General features: G+C 56.1%; 12 protein-coding genes and 1 pseudogene. 7 read left to right on the top strand and 6 right to left on the bottom strand.

The window, feature by feature from the left end; all coding sequences use genetic code 11:
- Nucleotides 1–292, top strand: a pseudogene (locus K9857_RS16650) (hypothetical protein); the annotation flags it as partial.
- A 183-nt stretch (nt 293–475) separates the two neighbouring features.
- Here the strand turns inward: K9857_RS16650 and K9857_RS16645 are convergent.
- Nucleotides 476–1,237: an SIR2 family NAD-dependent protein deacylase gene (locus tag K9857_RS16645; protein WP_224537548.1), complete on the bottom strand. Its 762-nt coding sequence runs from the start codon at nt 1,235–1,237 to the stop codon at nt 476–478.
- Between the two features lie 289 nt (nt 1,238–1,526).
- Between K9857_RS16645 and K9857_RS30390 the strand changes: the two genes are divergently transcribed.
- The 6 genes from K9857_RS30390 (at nt 1,527) to K9857_RS16620 (ending at nt 11,909) form a co-directional block, all read left to right on the top strand.
- Nucleotides 1,527–1,760 carry a BPSL0761 family protein gene (locus K9857_RS30390; protein ID WP_318011764.1) on the top strand — a complete coding sequence of 78 codons (234 nt, stop codon included), beginning with the start codon at nt 1,527–1,529 and terminating at the stop codon, nt 1,758–1,760.
- A gap of 116 nt (nt 1,761–1,876) precedes the next feature.
- On the top strand, nt 1,877–2,353 hold the full coding sequence (locus K9857_RS16640) for an antitoxin Xre/MbcA/ParS toxin-binding domain-containing protein (RefSeq protein ID WP_224537545.1): 477 nt from the start codon (nt 1,877–1,879) through the stop codon (nt 2,351–2,353).
- A 511-nt stretch (nt 2,354–2,864) separates the two neighbouring features.
- Nucleotides 2,865–3,614 carry an SIR2 family NAD-dependent protein deacylase gene (locus K9857_RS16635; protein WP_224537543.1) on the top strand — a complete coding sequence of 250 codons (750 nt, stop codon included), beginning with the start codon at nt 2,865–2,867 and terminating at the stop codon, nt 3,612–3,614.
- Between the two features lie 343 nt (nt 3,615–3,957).
- Nucleotides 3,958–6,750 carry a tetratricopeptide repeat protein gene (locus K9857_RS16630; protein WP_224537542.1) on the top strand — a complete coding sequence of 931 codons (2,793 nt, stop codon included), beginning with the start codon at nt 3,958–3,960 and terminating at the stop codon, nt 6,748–6,750.
- 192 nt (nt 6,751–6,942) lie between these two features.
- Complete coding sequence (locus K9857_RS16625; protein ID WP_224537540.1) at nt 6,943–8,808, top strand: hypothetical protein; 1,866 nt, start codon at nt 6,943–6,945, stop codon at nt 8,806–8,808.
- A complete protein-coding gene (locus K9857_RS16620) occupies nt 8,805–11,909 on the top strand; it encodes a hypothetical protein (protein WP_224537538.1) in 3,105 nt (1,034 codons plus the stop codon). The genes K9857_RS16625 and K9857_RS16620 overlap by 4 nt, the downstream gene beginning before the upstream one ends.
- 272 nt (nt 11,910–12,181) lie before the next feature.
- On the opposite strand, the gene K9857_RS16615 is transcribed toward K9857_RS16620, so the two are convergent.
- The 5 genes from K9857_RS16615 to K9857_RS16595 are packed head-to-tail and all read right to left on the bottom strand — an operon-like array spanning nt 12,182 to nt 15,979.
- Nucleotides 12,182–13,249, bottom strand: coding sequence for an alkene reductase (locus K9857_RS16615; RefSeq protein ID WP_224537537.1), 1,068 nt, complete (start codon nt 13,247–13,249; stop codon nt 12,182–12,184).
- Nucleotides 13,246–13,872 (bottom strand): NADPH-dependent F420 reductase, encoded by a 627-nt coding sequence (locus tag K9857_RS16610; protein ID WP_411961576.1) that lies wholly within the window; start codon nt 13,870–13,872, stop codon nt 13,246–13,248. The genes K9857_RS16615 and K9857_RS16610 overlap by 4 nt, the downstream gene beginning before the upstream one ends.
- A 13-nt stretch (nt 13,873–13,885) precedes the next feature.
- On the bottom strand, nt 13,886–14,518 hold the full coding sequence (locus tag K9857_RS16605; RefSeq protein ID WP_224537535.1) for a malonic semialdehyde reductase: 633 nt from the start codon (nt 14,516–14,518) through the stop codon (nt 13,886–13,888).
- Nucleotides 14,508–15,374, bottom strand: coding sequence for a pirin family protein (locus K9857_RS16600; protein WP_224537533.1), 867 nt, complete (start codon nt 15,372–15,374; stop codon nt 14,508–14,510). Before K9857_RS16600 ends, K9857_RS16605 begins: the two co-directional genes overlap by 11 nt.
- A gap of 14 nt (nt 15,375–15,388) precedes the next feature.
- The gene (locus tag K9857_RS16595) at nt 15,389–15,979 is read right to left on the bottom strand and encodes an NADPH-dependent FMN reductase (protein WP_224537531.1); all 591 of its coding nucleotides are present in this window, start codon (nt 15,977–15,979) and stop codon (nt 15,389–15,391) included.
- Nucleotides 15,980–16,110 lie beyond the last annotated feature (131 nt).

Below are 16,110 nucleotides of genomic sequence, written 5' to 3'. Positions count from 1 at the left end.
CATTCACACCCTGTTTGATTTGCGGCTGATCGCCATTGAGTCGGGGAAGATGGTGATACGGATTTCACCAGAGTTGATCGGAACCGATTACGCGACGCTGGACGGCTCTTTGGTTCGTCTGCCAAAACAGGATTCTGATCGAGTCAGTGCAGAGGCATTGGATTGGCACTGGAGTCAGTGTGGGTGGGGGGCTGAATCGGGAAGCGGGGCCTGTCGTGGAGTAGATATGAGTAGAGATAACGAAGAAAGTCACAATGAGATTGTGAGTGCCCAGCCTGAGCCAAGAGCCTGAAGCAGTACGGGATAGCCCCTTCTTTTTTACAGATAATCGATGTCTTTCATTGGTCGGTCTCAGCCCTTGGAGACAGGCAGAAATCGGCCGATTCTGCTGAAAAAGTCCATTAGCGGTATAATCAGGATTGCGAAGTCTTCGGCCCGTTGGCGGGCGCTGGCTATGAGGTAATGGTTCTTACGTTTATGGAGTACTTATAGTACTGAGTAAAGTTGACAGCACCTCAGCCGCTTTCCCGATCAGCATGAGCTCGTTCGTCCCACCTAACGATACATCCATCAGGTTCACATGAATCACAGTAGCTCCAAAGGCCAGTGCGATTTCAGGAATGTCTGCGGCGGGCATAACGACACCTGAAGTCCCAACCGAGATCAGGACTTCGCAGTCTTTGATCACGTTCATTGCAGCTTTCCAGGCTCCGACCGGCAAATCCTCCTTGAACCACACGACGCCGGGCCGTAATCTTCCATTGCATCGTTTACAGCGAGGCGGCTCAACTAGCGCGACTTCATCGGAGACGGTAGTTTGCTCCGGTGTGAGTTCAGCGCTTCGATGGCAGGCAAAGCACTTCGGCTGCGCCAAGCTTCCGTGCAAGTGCACTACATCTTCCGAGCCAGCGCGTTCATGCAGGTCATCGATATTCTGAGTGACCACCGCTACCTGGCGGCCGGTGCTAGCCAAACGAGGCGCTGCGAAATGAGCAGCATTGGGTTTGGCCTGGCTTACTTGCTGTCGTCGCCATAGATACCAACCCCACACCAAAGCCGGATTTTCACGGAATGCAGCTGCTGTTTCTAAGCGCTGAGGATCATATTTTTCCCAGAGTCCGGTGAGCTGGTCACGGAACGTGGGTATCCCGCTCTCAGCGGAGATGCCCGCGCCGGTAAAAAACACCACCTTCGTAGCCTTTCGCAAAGCTGAGGAGGCTATATGCATATCGCTCATCTGGAAATTCCTGAATCTAGACTGCTGCGTTCCCAATTGGAAACTCCCCCACCTTCAGCATAAGCTCAGTCGGCGGGCAAGCCCACTTCAGTACAGCTGCTCATTGCTGGATTGGGCCCACTCCGCGAAAGTGGTCACCGAGCTGCGGATACCTAGCATCTGAACTTATGGGTATTGAAGGTAAAGCGACAGCGGTAGAATCTTTCTAAGCTGGACTAGGCCTACGAAAATAGGGGACGAACCTGGTCGCCTTGCCTTGTACTGACGACCTCAACGTGTGGAGGCTTAAATGACAATGCCATTTGAACGGAGTAGGTCCGTCGCACAAACTCATGCTTTCCTGACGGAGCTTGCTCGTGACACAGAGGTGCCCGAACGAGTTAGACAAAACGCTCACTTCCTCTTACGTCATTTTCCCACCAAGCACGATGTGCTGCAGGCTGGCCGAATTGAAGAGCAAGCGAAAAAAGTTGGGATAGGTACATTTGGTCCCGTTTTTTGCTCGTCAACTGAAGACTGGTAGGGGAAGGGCTACGTCTGCTTATCGACCTGATGCGTTACAGCACTCAATAGCCGTTCCGGTTCGACCGGAGACAGCTCATATTCCATTGGATGGGCAATTATTGGGAGGCCGTGTTGATGAACACTTCAACTGCGACTCGACGTCCGGCAAAACAGCTAAACGTGGCCCGAGCGGAAGGGATCGCGGCCTTTTGGCGATTCAGTTCTCCTCGCAAATCGTTGACTGAGTTGGAAAGGTTGCAGCAAATCAAAGTAGGGTTTTCCTCTGATCTCGTCCAGGTTATTCGCGTGGCTTTTGACCTTCAAGACCGCCACTTGGAAACGCTGCTTCATGGATCCATTTCGACGCTCGAGCGACGGCGGCGAGCGCACAAGAACCTGGACTCTGTCGCCTCCGAACGCTTGGACCGAATTGTTACAGTCAGTCATTTGGCTGAGGCGATATTTGAGACACCATTGGCCGCCGCACAGTGGATGTCGACACCTAATAAAGTGCTGGGTGGGACTGCCCCGATCATGCTCTGTGAAACGGAGATCGCGGCCAAACAAGTCCGCCGGGTCCTACAGGCCGTTGAGTGGGGAGGGCCAGCCTGAAGAGGGTATGACTGTCGGCCATCTAGCGGGGGGCGAGTCAATCTGAATAGTCTCCCGCGTATTTTGCGGCTAGCGTTTATTCGCAGCGGTATTGATGGCGAGGGTTACACCGCGCATTCGCTGCGCCGCGGCTTTTCTACGTGGACTAGTCACAACTAATGGAACAGCAAGTCGTTGATGGAGTATGTCGGCAGACGCGATGTGCAGTCGGCAGCTTGCTATATTGAGGCCGACGCTCCCTCCGGCAATTGGATTCGTTGAGCGCTCCGAATGCCAAAGTGTTCGTACAGTCGGGATGGAGAAAGGCGCATCGTAATGACTGATACTTGGTAGGAAATATTGATGGCATTGCTTTGCGGATTGGCTAGCCGATTTTTGCCTGTCACCATCGGCCCCCTTGGGTCGTATGCACTCGCGGATGGGGAAAACTCCTCACCTGGAAAGCAGTTAACGCCATGACCTACCTATTCGGTTAAGGTACTTCGAGCGGAACGAATATTCAGGACATCATATGCCCATAAGCATCATCGCGAAGCTTCTGCAGGAAGCAAAACACGTTGTCGTGTTCACCGGCGCCGGCGTATCAGCTGAAAGTGGAATTCCTACATTCAGAGATGCGTTAACCGGTCTTTGGGCGCGATTTGATGCTGCCCAGTTGGCGACCGCTGAAGCTTTCCGAGCAGATCCAAGTCTTTGTTGGGGGTGGTATGAGTGGCGTAGGTTGAAAGTCCTCCAATCGCAGCCGAATGCTGCGCACCTCGCTATAGCAAATCTTGCTAAGCACGTTCCGCAACTCACAGTCGTGACTCAGAACGTTGATGACCTGCATGAGCGAGCCGGTAGCCAAGATGTGATTCACCTTCATGGCAGCCTCCACTCACCCAGGTGCATTGATTGCGGATGGGCTCATGAAGCGCCTCTTGACTTTGATGGCTTGCATGAAGAAGGGGGGCGTATCGAACCACCGCGGTGCAACGTATGCAGCGGCTACATCAGGCCTGGAGTCGTATGGTTCGGAGAAATGCTTCCTGAAAGAGCCTGGAGCGCGGGTCTTGCTGCTGCAGAGAATTGTGACCTGTTCTTTTCAATCGGTACTTCAGGTATTGTTTTTCCAGCGGCAGAACTTCCGTTACGCGCTCTGGGCACGGGTGCAAAGGTCGTTCATCTAAATCCCGAGCGCTTCGAAATCAGTAGCCAAGAACACTTCGTACAGGGGCCTGCCACCATTATACAAACGCTGATTCATGAGGCGTTCGGCTGAGTTACCGAAAATCTCGAACTCTTTGATGGCTTGTTCAATTGACGCCAGTGCCGACTTGCCCCCGTGCTGACGCTGGAATGCCCCCGAACTCGCAGTTCAAAGTAAAGATCTCAATCTCACGCGCGTACTTTTCCGACGAGGAAAACATGGCGAATTTTTTACAGAGTCGGCCGATTGATGCCCTTCGCGTACGGCAGAAATCGGCCACCAGCGGACATAGCTTTGTCAGGGGGGCGTAGAACAGCGTTAGCCATTAAAGCGTGCCCCCGATTGAAACGCACGAGCATAGCAACTGGACGGAAGTAAGAATGAACCAGTGCGTCCCAGGGAGTTGAGGTCATCAATGTCGTTCGAATCCATTAAACAGCGAATCACCAAGCGACTGATCGACGAGATCGGTGTCTTGGATGCAACAAGCCTTGAGCTCATTGGGCACGGGCTCATCGAACTCTTGGAGCACAGGCGGCTCGTCCATCACGGCATCAACAAGGACTATAAGTTCGTCGGGTACACCGTCGACTCGTTCTCGGATGATTCGACGATCATCGCCCAGTACAGCACCGAGAAGGGGTATTTCCAGAACGTAGGCGACGCTAAAGATCCGGTCTTTACAAAGATCGAGAAGGATATCAATAGCGCCAAGGCGCACCGTCCTCTGACCGGCGCTACCAAGATCTACCTCATGTCCACCGAAGAGGAGCAGCCCTCTTTCCGGGCCCTGTTCAATCGCACGGAAGCGATCAACGATTTGGCGGACGCGCTGGTCGTTCTTGATGCGCGTGAACTCGCCAAGATTATCTACGACCTCTCCATCGAGCGGCCCGACGCCGCCACGTTTTTCAGGCAGTTCCTTCCAGAGTTCGATGAGGCCCTCGACCACTTCGAGTACTTCGGTCGCCTACCTGCCCAGTGCGCGAACCACCAATCTAACGAAGCTGCCCTGAGGGCCTTGCGTGAGCACTTTGTGGGCGGCCAATCCGTTGCTGTCCTTCACGGTCTGAGCGGCTCCGGCAAGACCCAAGTAGCCATCGACTTCGTTCACAAGGAAGCGGCCAATTACGACAATCATGTCTGGCTCGCGGGCGGAGACTGGCACCCTGATACTCCACTGTCTGCGGTCACCCGCAAGCGCGGAGGACGGCCGCTCAACGTCGTGGGCAACTTCAATGCGGTCAAGACCATCCTGGTCGTGGACCGCATCGACCTGGCCATCAATCCCGCCATATTCGCTGAACTGAAGCCGGGGTTCGATAAGGGTGGTGTTGTCATCGTGACCTCGCAGGTCGCCGCGCCAGGTGCGCTCTCGCATGTTCCTATTCCGCAGGTGTCGCCGGATGTTGCATTACGTATTCTCGGGGAGGATCCGACGTATCCCACCGATGCGAGTGGACGTTTCGTCGCCGCGTGTAGTTTTCTGCCCGTTATTTTGGCTACGGCCCGTAGCGTCATTGAATCTGAGTGCGTCCCCCGCCAGAGCTTCTATGAAGAGGTACTTGCAACGCCCGACGTGCTTAGCGGTGATGACGGCGTTTCGATACTGAGTCACATCCTGGACAGGCTGTCGGAGGCTCCGCGCAAGGCGTTGCAGCAGATCGCCAACACCGGGCTAGCGATGCACGACGCTGAGTTCATCGCCCATCTTGTCGGTCATCTGCCGAAGCAGGAGCTCCAGAAGCTTGCCGTTCTGTCGCCAGCGGGCGCCCCCGGTGTCCTGCTCGTCCATGAGTTGGTCGCCCGTGCGGCGCGCACACGCGATGGGGTAGAAGATCTCGTCCGTGAGGTCGAGCGCTACCTAGACAGTCTCAAAGGGGAAATGACCCCATCGGCCCTGCGGCAGATTCACCTCTCTCGTAAGGCGCTGCTGGACGAGCACGCTCGGCGCGGATGCGGGGAGCCCGACTGGCTCGCCTACGCGCTACTACAACTGGAGGACGTCAAGCGCGATGTCTTTAGTGCGTATGCACAACGCCCGATCGATTCCAACGGCAGTCTCGCGGCGCTCATGTCCAGCATTGATGCGCGTGAGCAATATGCCTTCACCTTGCCGCCGGCGACACGACCGGCCTACTACTCGGCCTGCGTAGCTGAATACCACGCTGCCTTAGACGGCGCCGAAGGCAGAATCAAGGCAGAACTTCTGCACCATTTGGGTAAGGCCTACCGCCGCTGTGGCGACATTGATAAGGCGTTGGCCACGTTCCAGAAACTGCTCGACATCGAACCCAATTGGCACGCGACGCTCGGCCAGATTGTCCACTTGGGCACCCAGTACGGCGCCAGTGAGGCGGCGAAGCAGGCGGGGGAGATTGCGCTGCACCAGCTGCTTGGCTCGATGATCAAGAGCCCCGCAGCCGTACCGCTTCGTGTGGCAATGGCTGTGTTGAGTAACTTGCGCTCCTACCCTAAGGTCGTCGCCCAACTCAACAGTGACGAACTAAGCGTCAAGTCCCTTAGCAGAATTATCAGCCAAGCGGCACTCGAAGGCCTGGACCAGTTCTACGACGCGTTTTACGCCTTCACCTCGAAATTCGGCTACGAGCACCCAGACGTTAGTTTCAAGCTGGTCAGCGCGGCGGGAGACATGTTCGAAGTCTCTCCCAAGTCGATCGGTAAGAGTCACCTACTCAACGTCGGCGAAACCCTCGCGAACGTGTCGCAAAACGCGCTGCGCTCTGGCGACAAAGGGCTGGCTAGGAAATTGTCGGGCTTGAGCCTCGTGTATGCCGAAGCGCTTCTAGCAGGCGGCGATCCGGATGGGTTTACTCGCCGTGGCATCGCAAAAGTTTTCACCGTTGCAGGACATCCAAGTCGAGCGCTGGAGGTCATCAATGTAGTGCCTGCTGATAAGCTCGATCACTGGCTGCTGTACCGGCGCGCGGAGGCCGAATTGGCGCTGGGAATGGTCGAAGCTCTTACAACTGCTAAGGATGCACTCGCACGGGCACAAGCCGATCCGCGCGCGGAGAAAAACCTCGCCGCGTATTTTGACATGATGAGCCGATGTCTGAGCGATGCCGGGGACACCAAGAACGCTGTTGACCAGATGCGGCTGGCACTAGCGCATTGCAGTGGCAGCAGGTTTCAGCGAGAGCTGACGGATCGTCTCGCTTCGCTGGAAGCCAAGGATCCGGGTTAGCCAGAACGCCCCAGCGGTCGTTTTAGGCTAGACCTCGATAATGCGCTTTCCACCATTTGCAGCGTCATCCTTAAGGAACTGTCCGGGATTACAGTGAGTGAGCTCGGGGCCGACCACCAATGACGAAAATAATAGAACGTCCCGTATCAAGGCTTAATAATCAAGCTGTGGAGTACGAGGGGAGTAGCAAGATTGGAAATTATACCTATCGAACAGAGGCTCAAACGTGAAGGGCTGGAGCCCCCTCGTCTCAACGCGTTACAAGCAGACGACACACTCTACACGGTGCTCGCGCACCAGCCGTCGGGCCGCATCCGCGTTGCACCCGACTCGATTGGTCATGCCGATATTGTGGAGGCAAAGCAGCGTACGGCAGCATTCCTCCAGTTGGCAGCCACGACCGGAAGCCAACCTGACATAGCCGTCAGCCCGGAATACAGCGTTCCATGGGAGGCGCTGCTCGAAGCAATCGAGCAAGGTGTTGTGCCCGAAGAGGGTAAGCTTTGGGTTCTCGGATGCGAAAGCCTAACACTGGGTGGACTGGATGCTATCCGACAACGGCTTGGAGAACGGGCAATTGTTCTTGATGACGATGTGTCCCCCGGGGTCCGGACCACACAGCAATACCGCAATCCTCTCGTATACGTTTTTCTGACGAAATGCAGCACAGACATGTCTACGCGCCTTGTGCTGCTGGTTCAGTACAAGACCGAACCCTCGGGAGACCCACAGAATACCGAGGCGACGGGAATGCTGCCCGGAATCTGCATATACGCCTTTGGAACCCTGCCGAGCGAAGTCCGACTGATTACACTCATTTGCTCTGACGTTTTCGGATTCAGGCAGGATCTAATCGACCAGTATTACAACGGCCTGCTTCTTCTGCACATTCAGCTCAACAATAGTCCGCGCCATCTTCTATACAAAAAATATAGACAAGAGCTATTCGCCGCTGCCGGTGAAACCGAACTGTTGTGCCTCAACTGGGCTGAAAACGTGGTCTCAGTTGACGAAAACAATACCAATGAACACCCGTGGAAGAACATATGCGGGTCAGCCTGGTACCTGTGTTCTCCCGAAACAAATCTGTCGGACGATGCCATTCTAGAGAATCACAGACATGGCATTTACTACACGCGCCACGAGCCCATACGCGCGCACGCTCTTCAATTTCACTACCGGCCGCGCGTCTTCCTGTTCCAGGCGACCAAGGTCTTTCACCATGCGATACCGAAGCCGCGTTCGATGCGCACTGGCCCAAAGGCACTGATGACATTCGTTTGGGCGCAAGACCAGAACGGGTGGGTCCAGCCACGGACACCAGGCGAGCTACCAGACGATGGGTTCTGCGAACAGCTTAATAGGATCAGTGCTGCCGGCATCGAACTTAGCGACCTACATGAGCTATATCGAACTGGCCCAATTGCTGTGGAGAGGGCAATAGCCATCACTGCCGGACAATTTGGAGTTCCGGCGGATTGGCACACGCCATCGCGCATCGATTCAATGCGCCTGTGTGAACATGAAGTCGTGCGACGAATCACTGTTACCCAAGACCCGGCAGCAGAGGCGGTTGCGTTCAGGGACGGTAGGTTTGCGCTGATGGGCGCCGTCGCCGAGCTGCGCGCGAGCGGCTACGTCTGGCCGTCGTCCGTAGAAGCACTTCGCAAGGGCTTCAAATTCAAGTGGCTTCCGAGGTTCCCAAATCGCAATGTCGTCGCGGAAGACGGCACTATGGCGACAGTCGTGCACGCTGGGTTGGTTGTTGACCCCCAAGTGTTGGATCGCCTTGACCAGAAAGTTCGCAAGACTCTTGCAGGTCCACCTCCAGAGCCGGAGCGCGAGCTTTCGCATGAGCAAGAGAAACAGCTCCTGAACCAGCACTACGCGAACCGTGCCGAGCGCTTCTGCATCATTTACGCGACTGGGACCGGCCCCAAGAATTACTTGAGTGGTCGCGACATTTCGTTCACCAGACAAAGCGGCCAATCGGCAGTGGATATTGGGGTCCCCTCGTTCACCCAATTCGCAGGACCCCCCCCGGGAGCACAAGAATGAATCTACAGTCAGCGCGGGAAAAGCTTGGTCGGAAGCTGACCAACGTTTCGGAAGTCGCTTCTGGTGTACTGCGTGGGATCAGGCGCAGCAACGAATGCGATGTCGCAGCTTATGTCTTTGACCTGAACAATCGTATCCCCGACACTGTCGGCGCCTTAAACAACTATCTCGATGAGGTAATGGGACCGGCCTATTTCGACAAGGATGCGTCACCGGACTTGCGCTGGAACAACTACCTCTACTTTGTTGTCGACAATGGCACTGCTGGCAACCAAGCCTTTCAAGTGACCAAGCGCAACGTGGAGGCAGACAAGAGTTACGCCCGCAAGTTCGTTGTCACTGAGGAAGACTTAGACCGTGTACTGGATGAGCTCGATTCGGTCGCGGTTGTCGACAAATCCGCAGCTACGACCGACGTCGTTCAAGCTTGGTCTGACGCGCTCAGCGTTTTTGGATTGGATGACGTCCTAGACGGGGAGCGCCCGATTGCCGATGTCGTCCGAAGTATTTCCTCTGGAACGGCCAAACAGTCCGTTCGGACCAAGAAAACCACTGGGATTGAGTCAAGCCAGCGACTCGTTGAGTCACATCTTGCAAGCATCAACCTGAGCGGGTTCCGATCGCATCCGAGACGAAAGTCTTTCGAGAAGCTTGGGAAGGCGAACCTTCTCTTCGGCTCCAACGGCGTCGGTAAGACATCTCTGCTTGAGGGACTAGAATTCCTCCTTTGCGGTGCTAATCGGCGTTCAGACTGCTCACCAACTGCCTTTGTCGAGGCAGTGTTGGCATCCGGCCAGGTAGTCAGTACTTCGGCGCGGCAGCCTCTTTCCGATTTCAAGACTCGTCAACGTCTGTGGTATGGCAGCGATGACAACAGTCGGCAGAACAAGCTACCGAACCAATTCGCACGGTTCAACTTCCTCAACACGGATGCTGCTGCGGAGCTTTCGCTGCTTAAGGAGTCTCCCAAGGAAGGCAAAGCGGAGAGCCTCGCTGCCTTGCTGAGTGGGCACGAGGCGACGCTGATGTGGCGGCGCATTCAGGAAGTACGAAAGTCGTTGGCGGAGGAAGCCCGCTCTAAGCGCTCTGAGCGAGCAGTCGCAGCAACGGACAAAGAAGGCAAAGAGAAAGAGCTTTTGGTGCTGGAAGCAGCGCCAGGTCAGGCTGATGCGAATTTTTCTGTGTTCATTAAAGGCCTCGAACGCGTCGGGTGGCGAGATGCCCCCGAACGAAAAGACGGAGTTACCGAACAGCTTGTTGGAAGCCTGTCGAGCCTGACGTCTCAATTGAACGCAATCCAGCAGCTTGATTGGCTTGTGGGGCCGATCACTGAAAGCGCCATCGCTCAGCAATTGTCAGTACTCCAGAGTGCTTGCGATGACGTGAAAAGTGAGCTCCCCGCAACCCGTGAGGATGTGCAGGCCCGTCGTGTACTCACGCAGCGACATGATCTGGCAAAGGCTAGGTTGGAAGCCCTGGAGGCGATTCCCCCTGCGGCGCTCGCTGAACTGAAAGATTTGTCGACGGCATTCAAGCAGTCCAACGATGATTTGGCACTGAACGCCCGCGTATTCGCTGCCTTACCCTTAAACGGTCCACCCGAAGGCTGGCAGTTGTCTTTGGGTAGCAAGTCGCTGTTGGCTGCACATGAGGAGGCCAACTCTGAGCTTCAAGACGTTGACTCCCAGCTTGATTCGAGTCAAAAGCATCTTGCCGCCTTCACACGCACTCAGTCCGAATTACAGCGCGCGATGACTGAGATACAGAACTGGGCCAAGAAGGTTGTCGAGCATCGGCACTCGGACTCCAGCTGTCCTGTTTGCGGAACCGAGTTTGGCCCGGGGGAACTGATTCAACGCATACACGCTATCTCGCTGGCGCCATCGGATTCCGCAATTTCAGAGCTTCGGCAGCGTATCGAACATCTCACTGCTGAAAGACAGCAAACCGCACGAGAAGCATATTGGCTTGGTCAACTCGACCAGTTCACGCGCACCCTACCCGACACCAAAGCATCGTGGATAGTCCGCGATGCGCAACTGGCGGTTTCGAGCACCATTAAACGGCAGCAAATGCTACTAGAGACAAAGCAGGGAGCGCAGCTAGGGCTCGATGCCTACGCGAGAGTCGGCTTGTCTTTGGTCAAAATCGAGCAGCTGTGCGTGCCTGTAGATGGAGATGCACAGGGACCTACGTCGCTAGATTTGCTGGAGGCGATTGAGAGAACAAGGAAATATCTGTTACAGCTTCAAGATGCCATCGCAGAGTTAGATGCGCGAGCTCTTCAACGGAACGAGAGGCTGAAGCGTCGCATCGATGAAGCAGGTGTACAAAATGGCGACACCTTGGATACCTCCACCGAGCTACTGATGGCTCGCCAAAGAGTTGCACAATGGGCTAGCGATGCGTGCGCTGCGGCTCACCGCTATTTGGACTACGCGCCTGAGTCTGATTTGGGGTTACTCCTGACTTCGTTGGAAGCTTCCGTCTTGGGAGCCAAAAAGGTCCGGGCGGCTTTACAGGCCGACAGCCGTTCGGCAACGCAGTTAACGACGGTGCGGGAACAGCTTGTAGTGCTCTCTGAGCGCATCATTCGCATAAGCGGGTCGATTGAGCGACTGGTAGGCGCGCAGCGCGTTCTTGACGACATCATCGAGAACCAGTCGCTCGACGCTGCTAGCGCTGCCGTTGTCGCTGCTACGCACAAAGTGGCTGACAGCATCTTTGGTCGAATTCACGCCCCAGCTGAATATCTGGTTACTGCCGACACAGAGACTCCACTGAGAAGGCGTGACAACGATTTTCCAGTTCAGCTCAATCAAGTCAGTACAGGTCAGCGGTCTGCATACGCTTTGTCAATGTTCTTGGCAATGAACGCACAAGTCAGAGCTGGCCCTAAGGTCATTCTGCTGGACGATCCGATATCGCAAATTGACGACCTCAACGCCCTGTCCTTCTTGGACTATTTGCGGAATCTCGTCATCAAGTCGGACCGACAGGTATTTTTTGCGACCGCAGACGAGAAAATTGCAGGCTTGTTCGTACATAAGTTTGGATTCCTCGGTGAGGAGTTTCAAACCATTGAACTGGCGCGCGGCTAGTCGGCACGAAGCGCTGAACGGTCTACTGACCTTTGGGCGATCAGTGCGCGGGGGAAGCGAGTTGTATGCTGTGCTCTAGACACAGTAAATGTGATTCACGAGATCCAAACCCCTGCTGCGGCAGGGCTGTCATTGAGATCCGCAAACTGAATGGCTGCTCTTGGCCGCTTTCTGCCTGTCGCGAAAGGCAGAGAACGGCCAATAGGAGCAGTTCACCAAGGCAGCTATAGGCGGCCTTGGATTGGTGCCTATCCTTCGTAAGAGACGACCGATCAGGCCAATGACGGATAGTCGGTGTACCCATCCGCATAGCCTAGCGGGCTGCTGCCAAAATAGGTAATGGGGTCGGCGGCATTGAGCGGTGCATCGCTTTTCAATCGGTGAATAAGGTCTGGATTGGCAAGCGTCATTTGCCCGTACGATTCAAGGTCTGCCAGACCACTGGCGACATCTTTCCCGATGTCTTCACGTGGCCGGTCAGGCCGGTTGAGAATGAGTGCCTGGTGCCAGAGCTTGCGCAGATCATGCAGAAGCGCATCGCCGCCATAGTGAACGATATGCAGATACGCGAGGCCAAGCTTGTCGAGTTCACCCACCAGATAACGATACAGATCAGGGCCCTCATCACCATGGCTCAGTCCCATCCCGCCGAAGCCGGGCGACAGGCGAATGCCAGTGCGATCTGCCCCAATCTCCGCCACGACAGCCTGTGCAACTTCAATGGCAAAACGAGCGCGGTTCTCCAGCGTGCCGCCATACCGATCCGTACGCTGGTTGCTGCTGATCGCCAGGAACTGATGAACGAGGTAGGCGATGCCATGAATCTCCACGCCGTCGGCTCCGGCGTCCAGCGCACGACGGGCAGAGTATCGGTACTCGTTGATCACCTGCGGGATTTCAGCGAGGTCGAGTGCACGCGGCACCGGGATATCCTTCATACCTGACAAGGTAAAGATCTGTTCGCCGGGGGCGATGGCGGAGGGGGCCACACCTTGCCGATGATGGGGGGTGTTGAGCGGATGCGACATTCTTCCGGCGTGCATCAGTTGGACGAACATGCGAGCGCCCTGAGCGTGCACAGCATGGGTAACCTCTTGCCAGCCTGCTACGTGCGCATCCGTATAAATGCCAGGCGTAGCAGGATACCCTTGGCCGTCATCAGAGGGCTGAGTGCCTTCGGTGATGATGAGCCCCACGCTACCGCGCTGTGCGTAATATTCAGCAGCCAGTGGTCCTGGGGATCCATCGCCATTGGCGCGGGCTCGTGTCATCGGCGCCATGACAATGCGGTTCTGAAGGGATGTGCTGCCAAGCGTCGTGGGTGTGAACAGTTGATTCATGCCTGCAACTCCATTTTCACGAGATTGGGACCTGCCAGCGGACCTGTCGGCGGCTGGAAGAATCGACTGCCCGTTTCGATATCTCCCATGTCGGTGCCGAAGAACCCCAGACGCTCGATCAGAGACGCGATCTCAGCCTTGGCTGCCGCATCTTCGCCTGCGTAGAACAGAATGCGTTGACCGCCTTCTTTAACGGGCTCGGCTGCCAGATTCCAATAGGCGTGGTGATTGAACGCCTTCACCAAACGGGCACCTGGGACCATCTGCGCGACCAGCGCTGAAGAAGCGTGATCACCGATATCGATGGCTGCAAAAGGCTGCTTTTGCAGTGGGTTGGTTGTGTCCACCACGATGCGCCCTTCGAAGTCCGGCAGGCCCGTCAGTGCTTTCCTCAATTGGTTCCAGGGCACTGCTACAAACACGATGTCCTTGGTAGCCGCGTCCTCGCGTGTGCCTGCCTTGATCGAAGGGCCAAGCTGCCTGATCTGGTCGTGGAGGGTTTCAGGTCCTCGGCTGTTGGCCAGCGTGGCTTCAATGTTCAAACGCGCGAGTTGCTGAGCGATGGCGTTGCCAATTTGTCCGGCGCCGATGATGCCGATGGTTTTCATGTCTGCTCCTTTTATTGCGCAAAGGGATCTATTCGAAGCGGCAGGCTTCTTCGAAGGAGAGCCGCGGATCACGTGGATAAAGGCGGGCGTCATCACCATGGCCGATGGTGAAAATGAAGTTGGCCTTCCATGACGTCCCGCTGAAGAACGCTTTGTCGATGATCGCGTTGTGAAAACCGGACATAGGGCAGACATCCAGCCCCAGCCCACGAGCAGCGATCATCAGGTACGCCCCGGTCAATGAGCTGCTGCGGTAGGCAATCGACTCGGCAAAGGCGGCGTCAGCCTCAAACATCGGCTTGAAGTTCATTCTCGGGAATAGTCGAGGTGCCTCATCAAAGAATCTGGAGTCTTGAGCGACGATGGCCGTAACCGGCGCCGCTCGAACCTGCTCGGGGTTGCTACCCATGCCCTCTAGCGCAGGATAAAGCTTGCGCTTGCCTTCCTCGGACCGCACAAAAACGATGCGGGCAGGCTGCAAATTCCCGCTGGTCGGGCCCCATTTGGCTAGCTCATAAAGTGCTTTGAGCGACTCGTCCGATACCGTTTTGTCCGTCCAGTGGTGATGGGATCGTGCGTCAGTGAACAGTTGCGCCAGGGCGTCTTGTGTGATGGTAGACCGAGCTGACATGGCGTTCTCCTCAAGGGTGTTATCGGACATGCCGACGGTCAAGACGACCTTCTTCGACCAATTGTTTGCCGATGGTCTGGATGTGAGTTTCTCCGACTTTCAGCGCCTGCGGTGAGGTGTGGACGGAGTAGTAGCCCAGTGCGAGATCGTGATTGTGAGGCACAGCAGAACCGAGGATGAACTGGGTGTCCGTCAATGCTTCGAAGTGGACTGACTGGCTGCATCGTTCGAATGCCACCAGCTCTTCAGGCTGAAGTTCTTCGCCATTGGCCAGCAGCCTCCCTTCGACGGGGGATACCCAGAGCACCGTATGTCCGCTCGGCGATATGTAGGTCCAGCGCTCGCCGGCCTTGAGTTTCACCGCCAGGAAGTTCATGGGTGAAGGGGTGTCGATGGCGCTGCGCGCGTTCCCGTAACTGCCCAACAAAACCCGCGCCGGTCCCGCGCTTACGATGTCTTCGGATGTCTGGAAAGCTGAGACGGTCGGCCCCAGTTCCGACTCGGGCGGCAGGGCGACCCAGAGCTGGAAGCCACGCACCCGGCCATGATTCTCATCACCTACGCTGCCGCCGTGCCACATGCCGCGGCCCGCTTGCATCCACTCGACGCCGCCGCTGGGCAGGACGACAGTGGTGCCGTGCGGATCAATCAGATCCATGCGGCCGTCGATCAGGTAAGACAAGGTGGCAATCCCGGAATGGGGATGCAGTTCACCCACGAAAGGAGGGCCCTGCATATCGAAGAAATCCAGGAACACGAACGGTTTGAGAATCTGACCAAAGTCGGACGGGCTCATCAGGCGTATGGCTGGACCGTTACGACGACCATGGGTGCGATGGGTGATCTGACGAAGTTGCACAGTGGTTTTTTCAGCGGCGAGAGACATGCTGATCTCCTTGATCAAACGGTTGCGGTACGGGCGTTTTCGAGGGCATGCGACCACCACAGCAAGTCATCGATCATGCGTCCTGCCTGATCGTCCTGAGCCTGCAATGCCGACTCGATCTCGTCGGTATTACCCTGGAAATGGGCGTAAATCGCGTTGACAGGGATATGCACCGCGGTGCGAATCGTTGCCATCTGAAGCTCGGTCGCGATTTCGCGCAGTTGCTGCACAGCGCGAGCGCCGCCAACGCTGCCCCAGCTTACGAAGCCGATAGGTTTGCGGTTCCACTCCTGGTAAACCCAATCCAGTGCATTCTTCAAAACAGCGGGCGGGCCAAAGTTGTATTCGGCAGTGGCCACCACGAACGCGTCGGAGGTCGCGATCTGTTCGGTCCAGCGACGAACGTTTTCGTTCTCATACGCCGGACGGCCAGGAAAGCCAGGAAGCATGGCGCTGTCGAAGAAGGGCAGATCAAAATCCCGCAGGTCGAGCAAGCGGATGTTCAGCCCTTGGCGCTGTTCAAGGTGGTGTTTGATCCAGTTGGCTGGAGTGCTGGAAAAGCGGCTGTCACGAGTGCTGCCAACAATGACGGAAACGGTAGTCATGGTGAGTCTCCTGGGGAATGGGGGAGGCGCCTGCGCGCCTTGGAGCCCACTTTAGGAAGTCTCCGATAATTCAGAAAGATGGGCTGGTGAGATGCACTCGTTCATAAATGAGCGTAATAGAGTTAAATTGC

Origin of the sequence: Pseudomonas sp. REP124 (assembly GCF_020164475.1) — a bacterium.
Classification (GTDB): Bacteria; Pseudomonadota; Gammaproteobacteria; order Pseudomonadales; family Pseudomonadaceae; genus Aquipseudomonas.
This window is presented reverse-complemented; position numbering and strand designations above follow the sequence as displayed.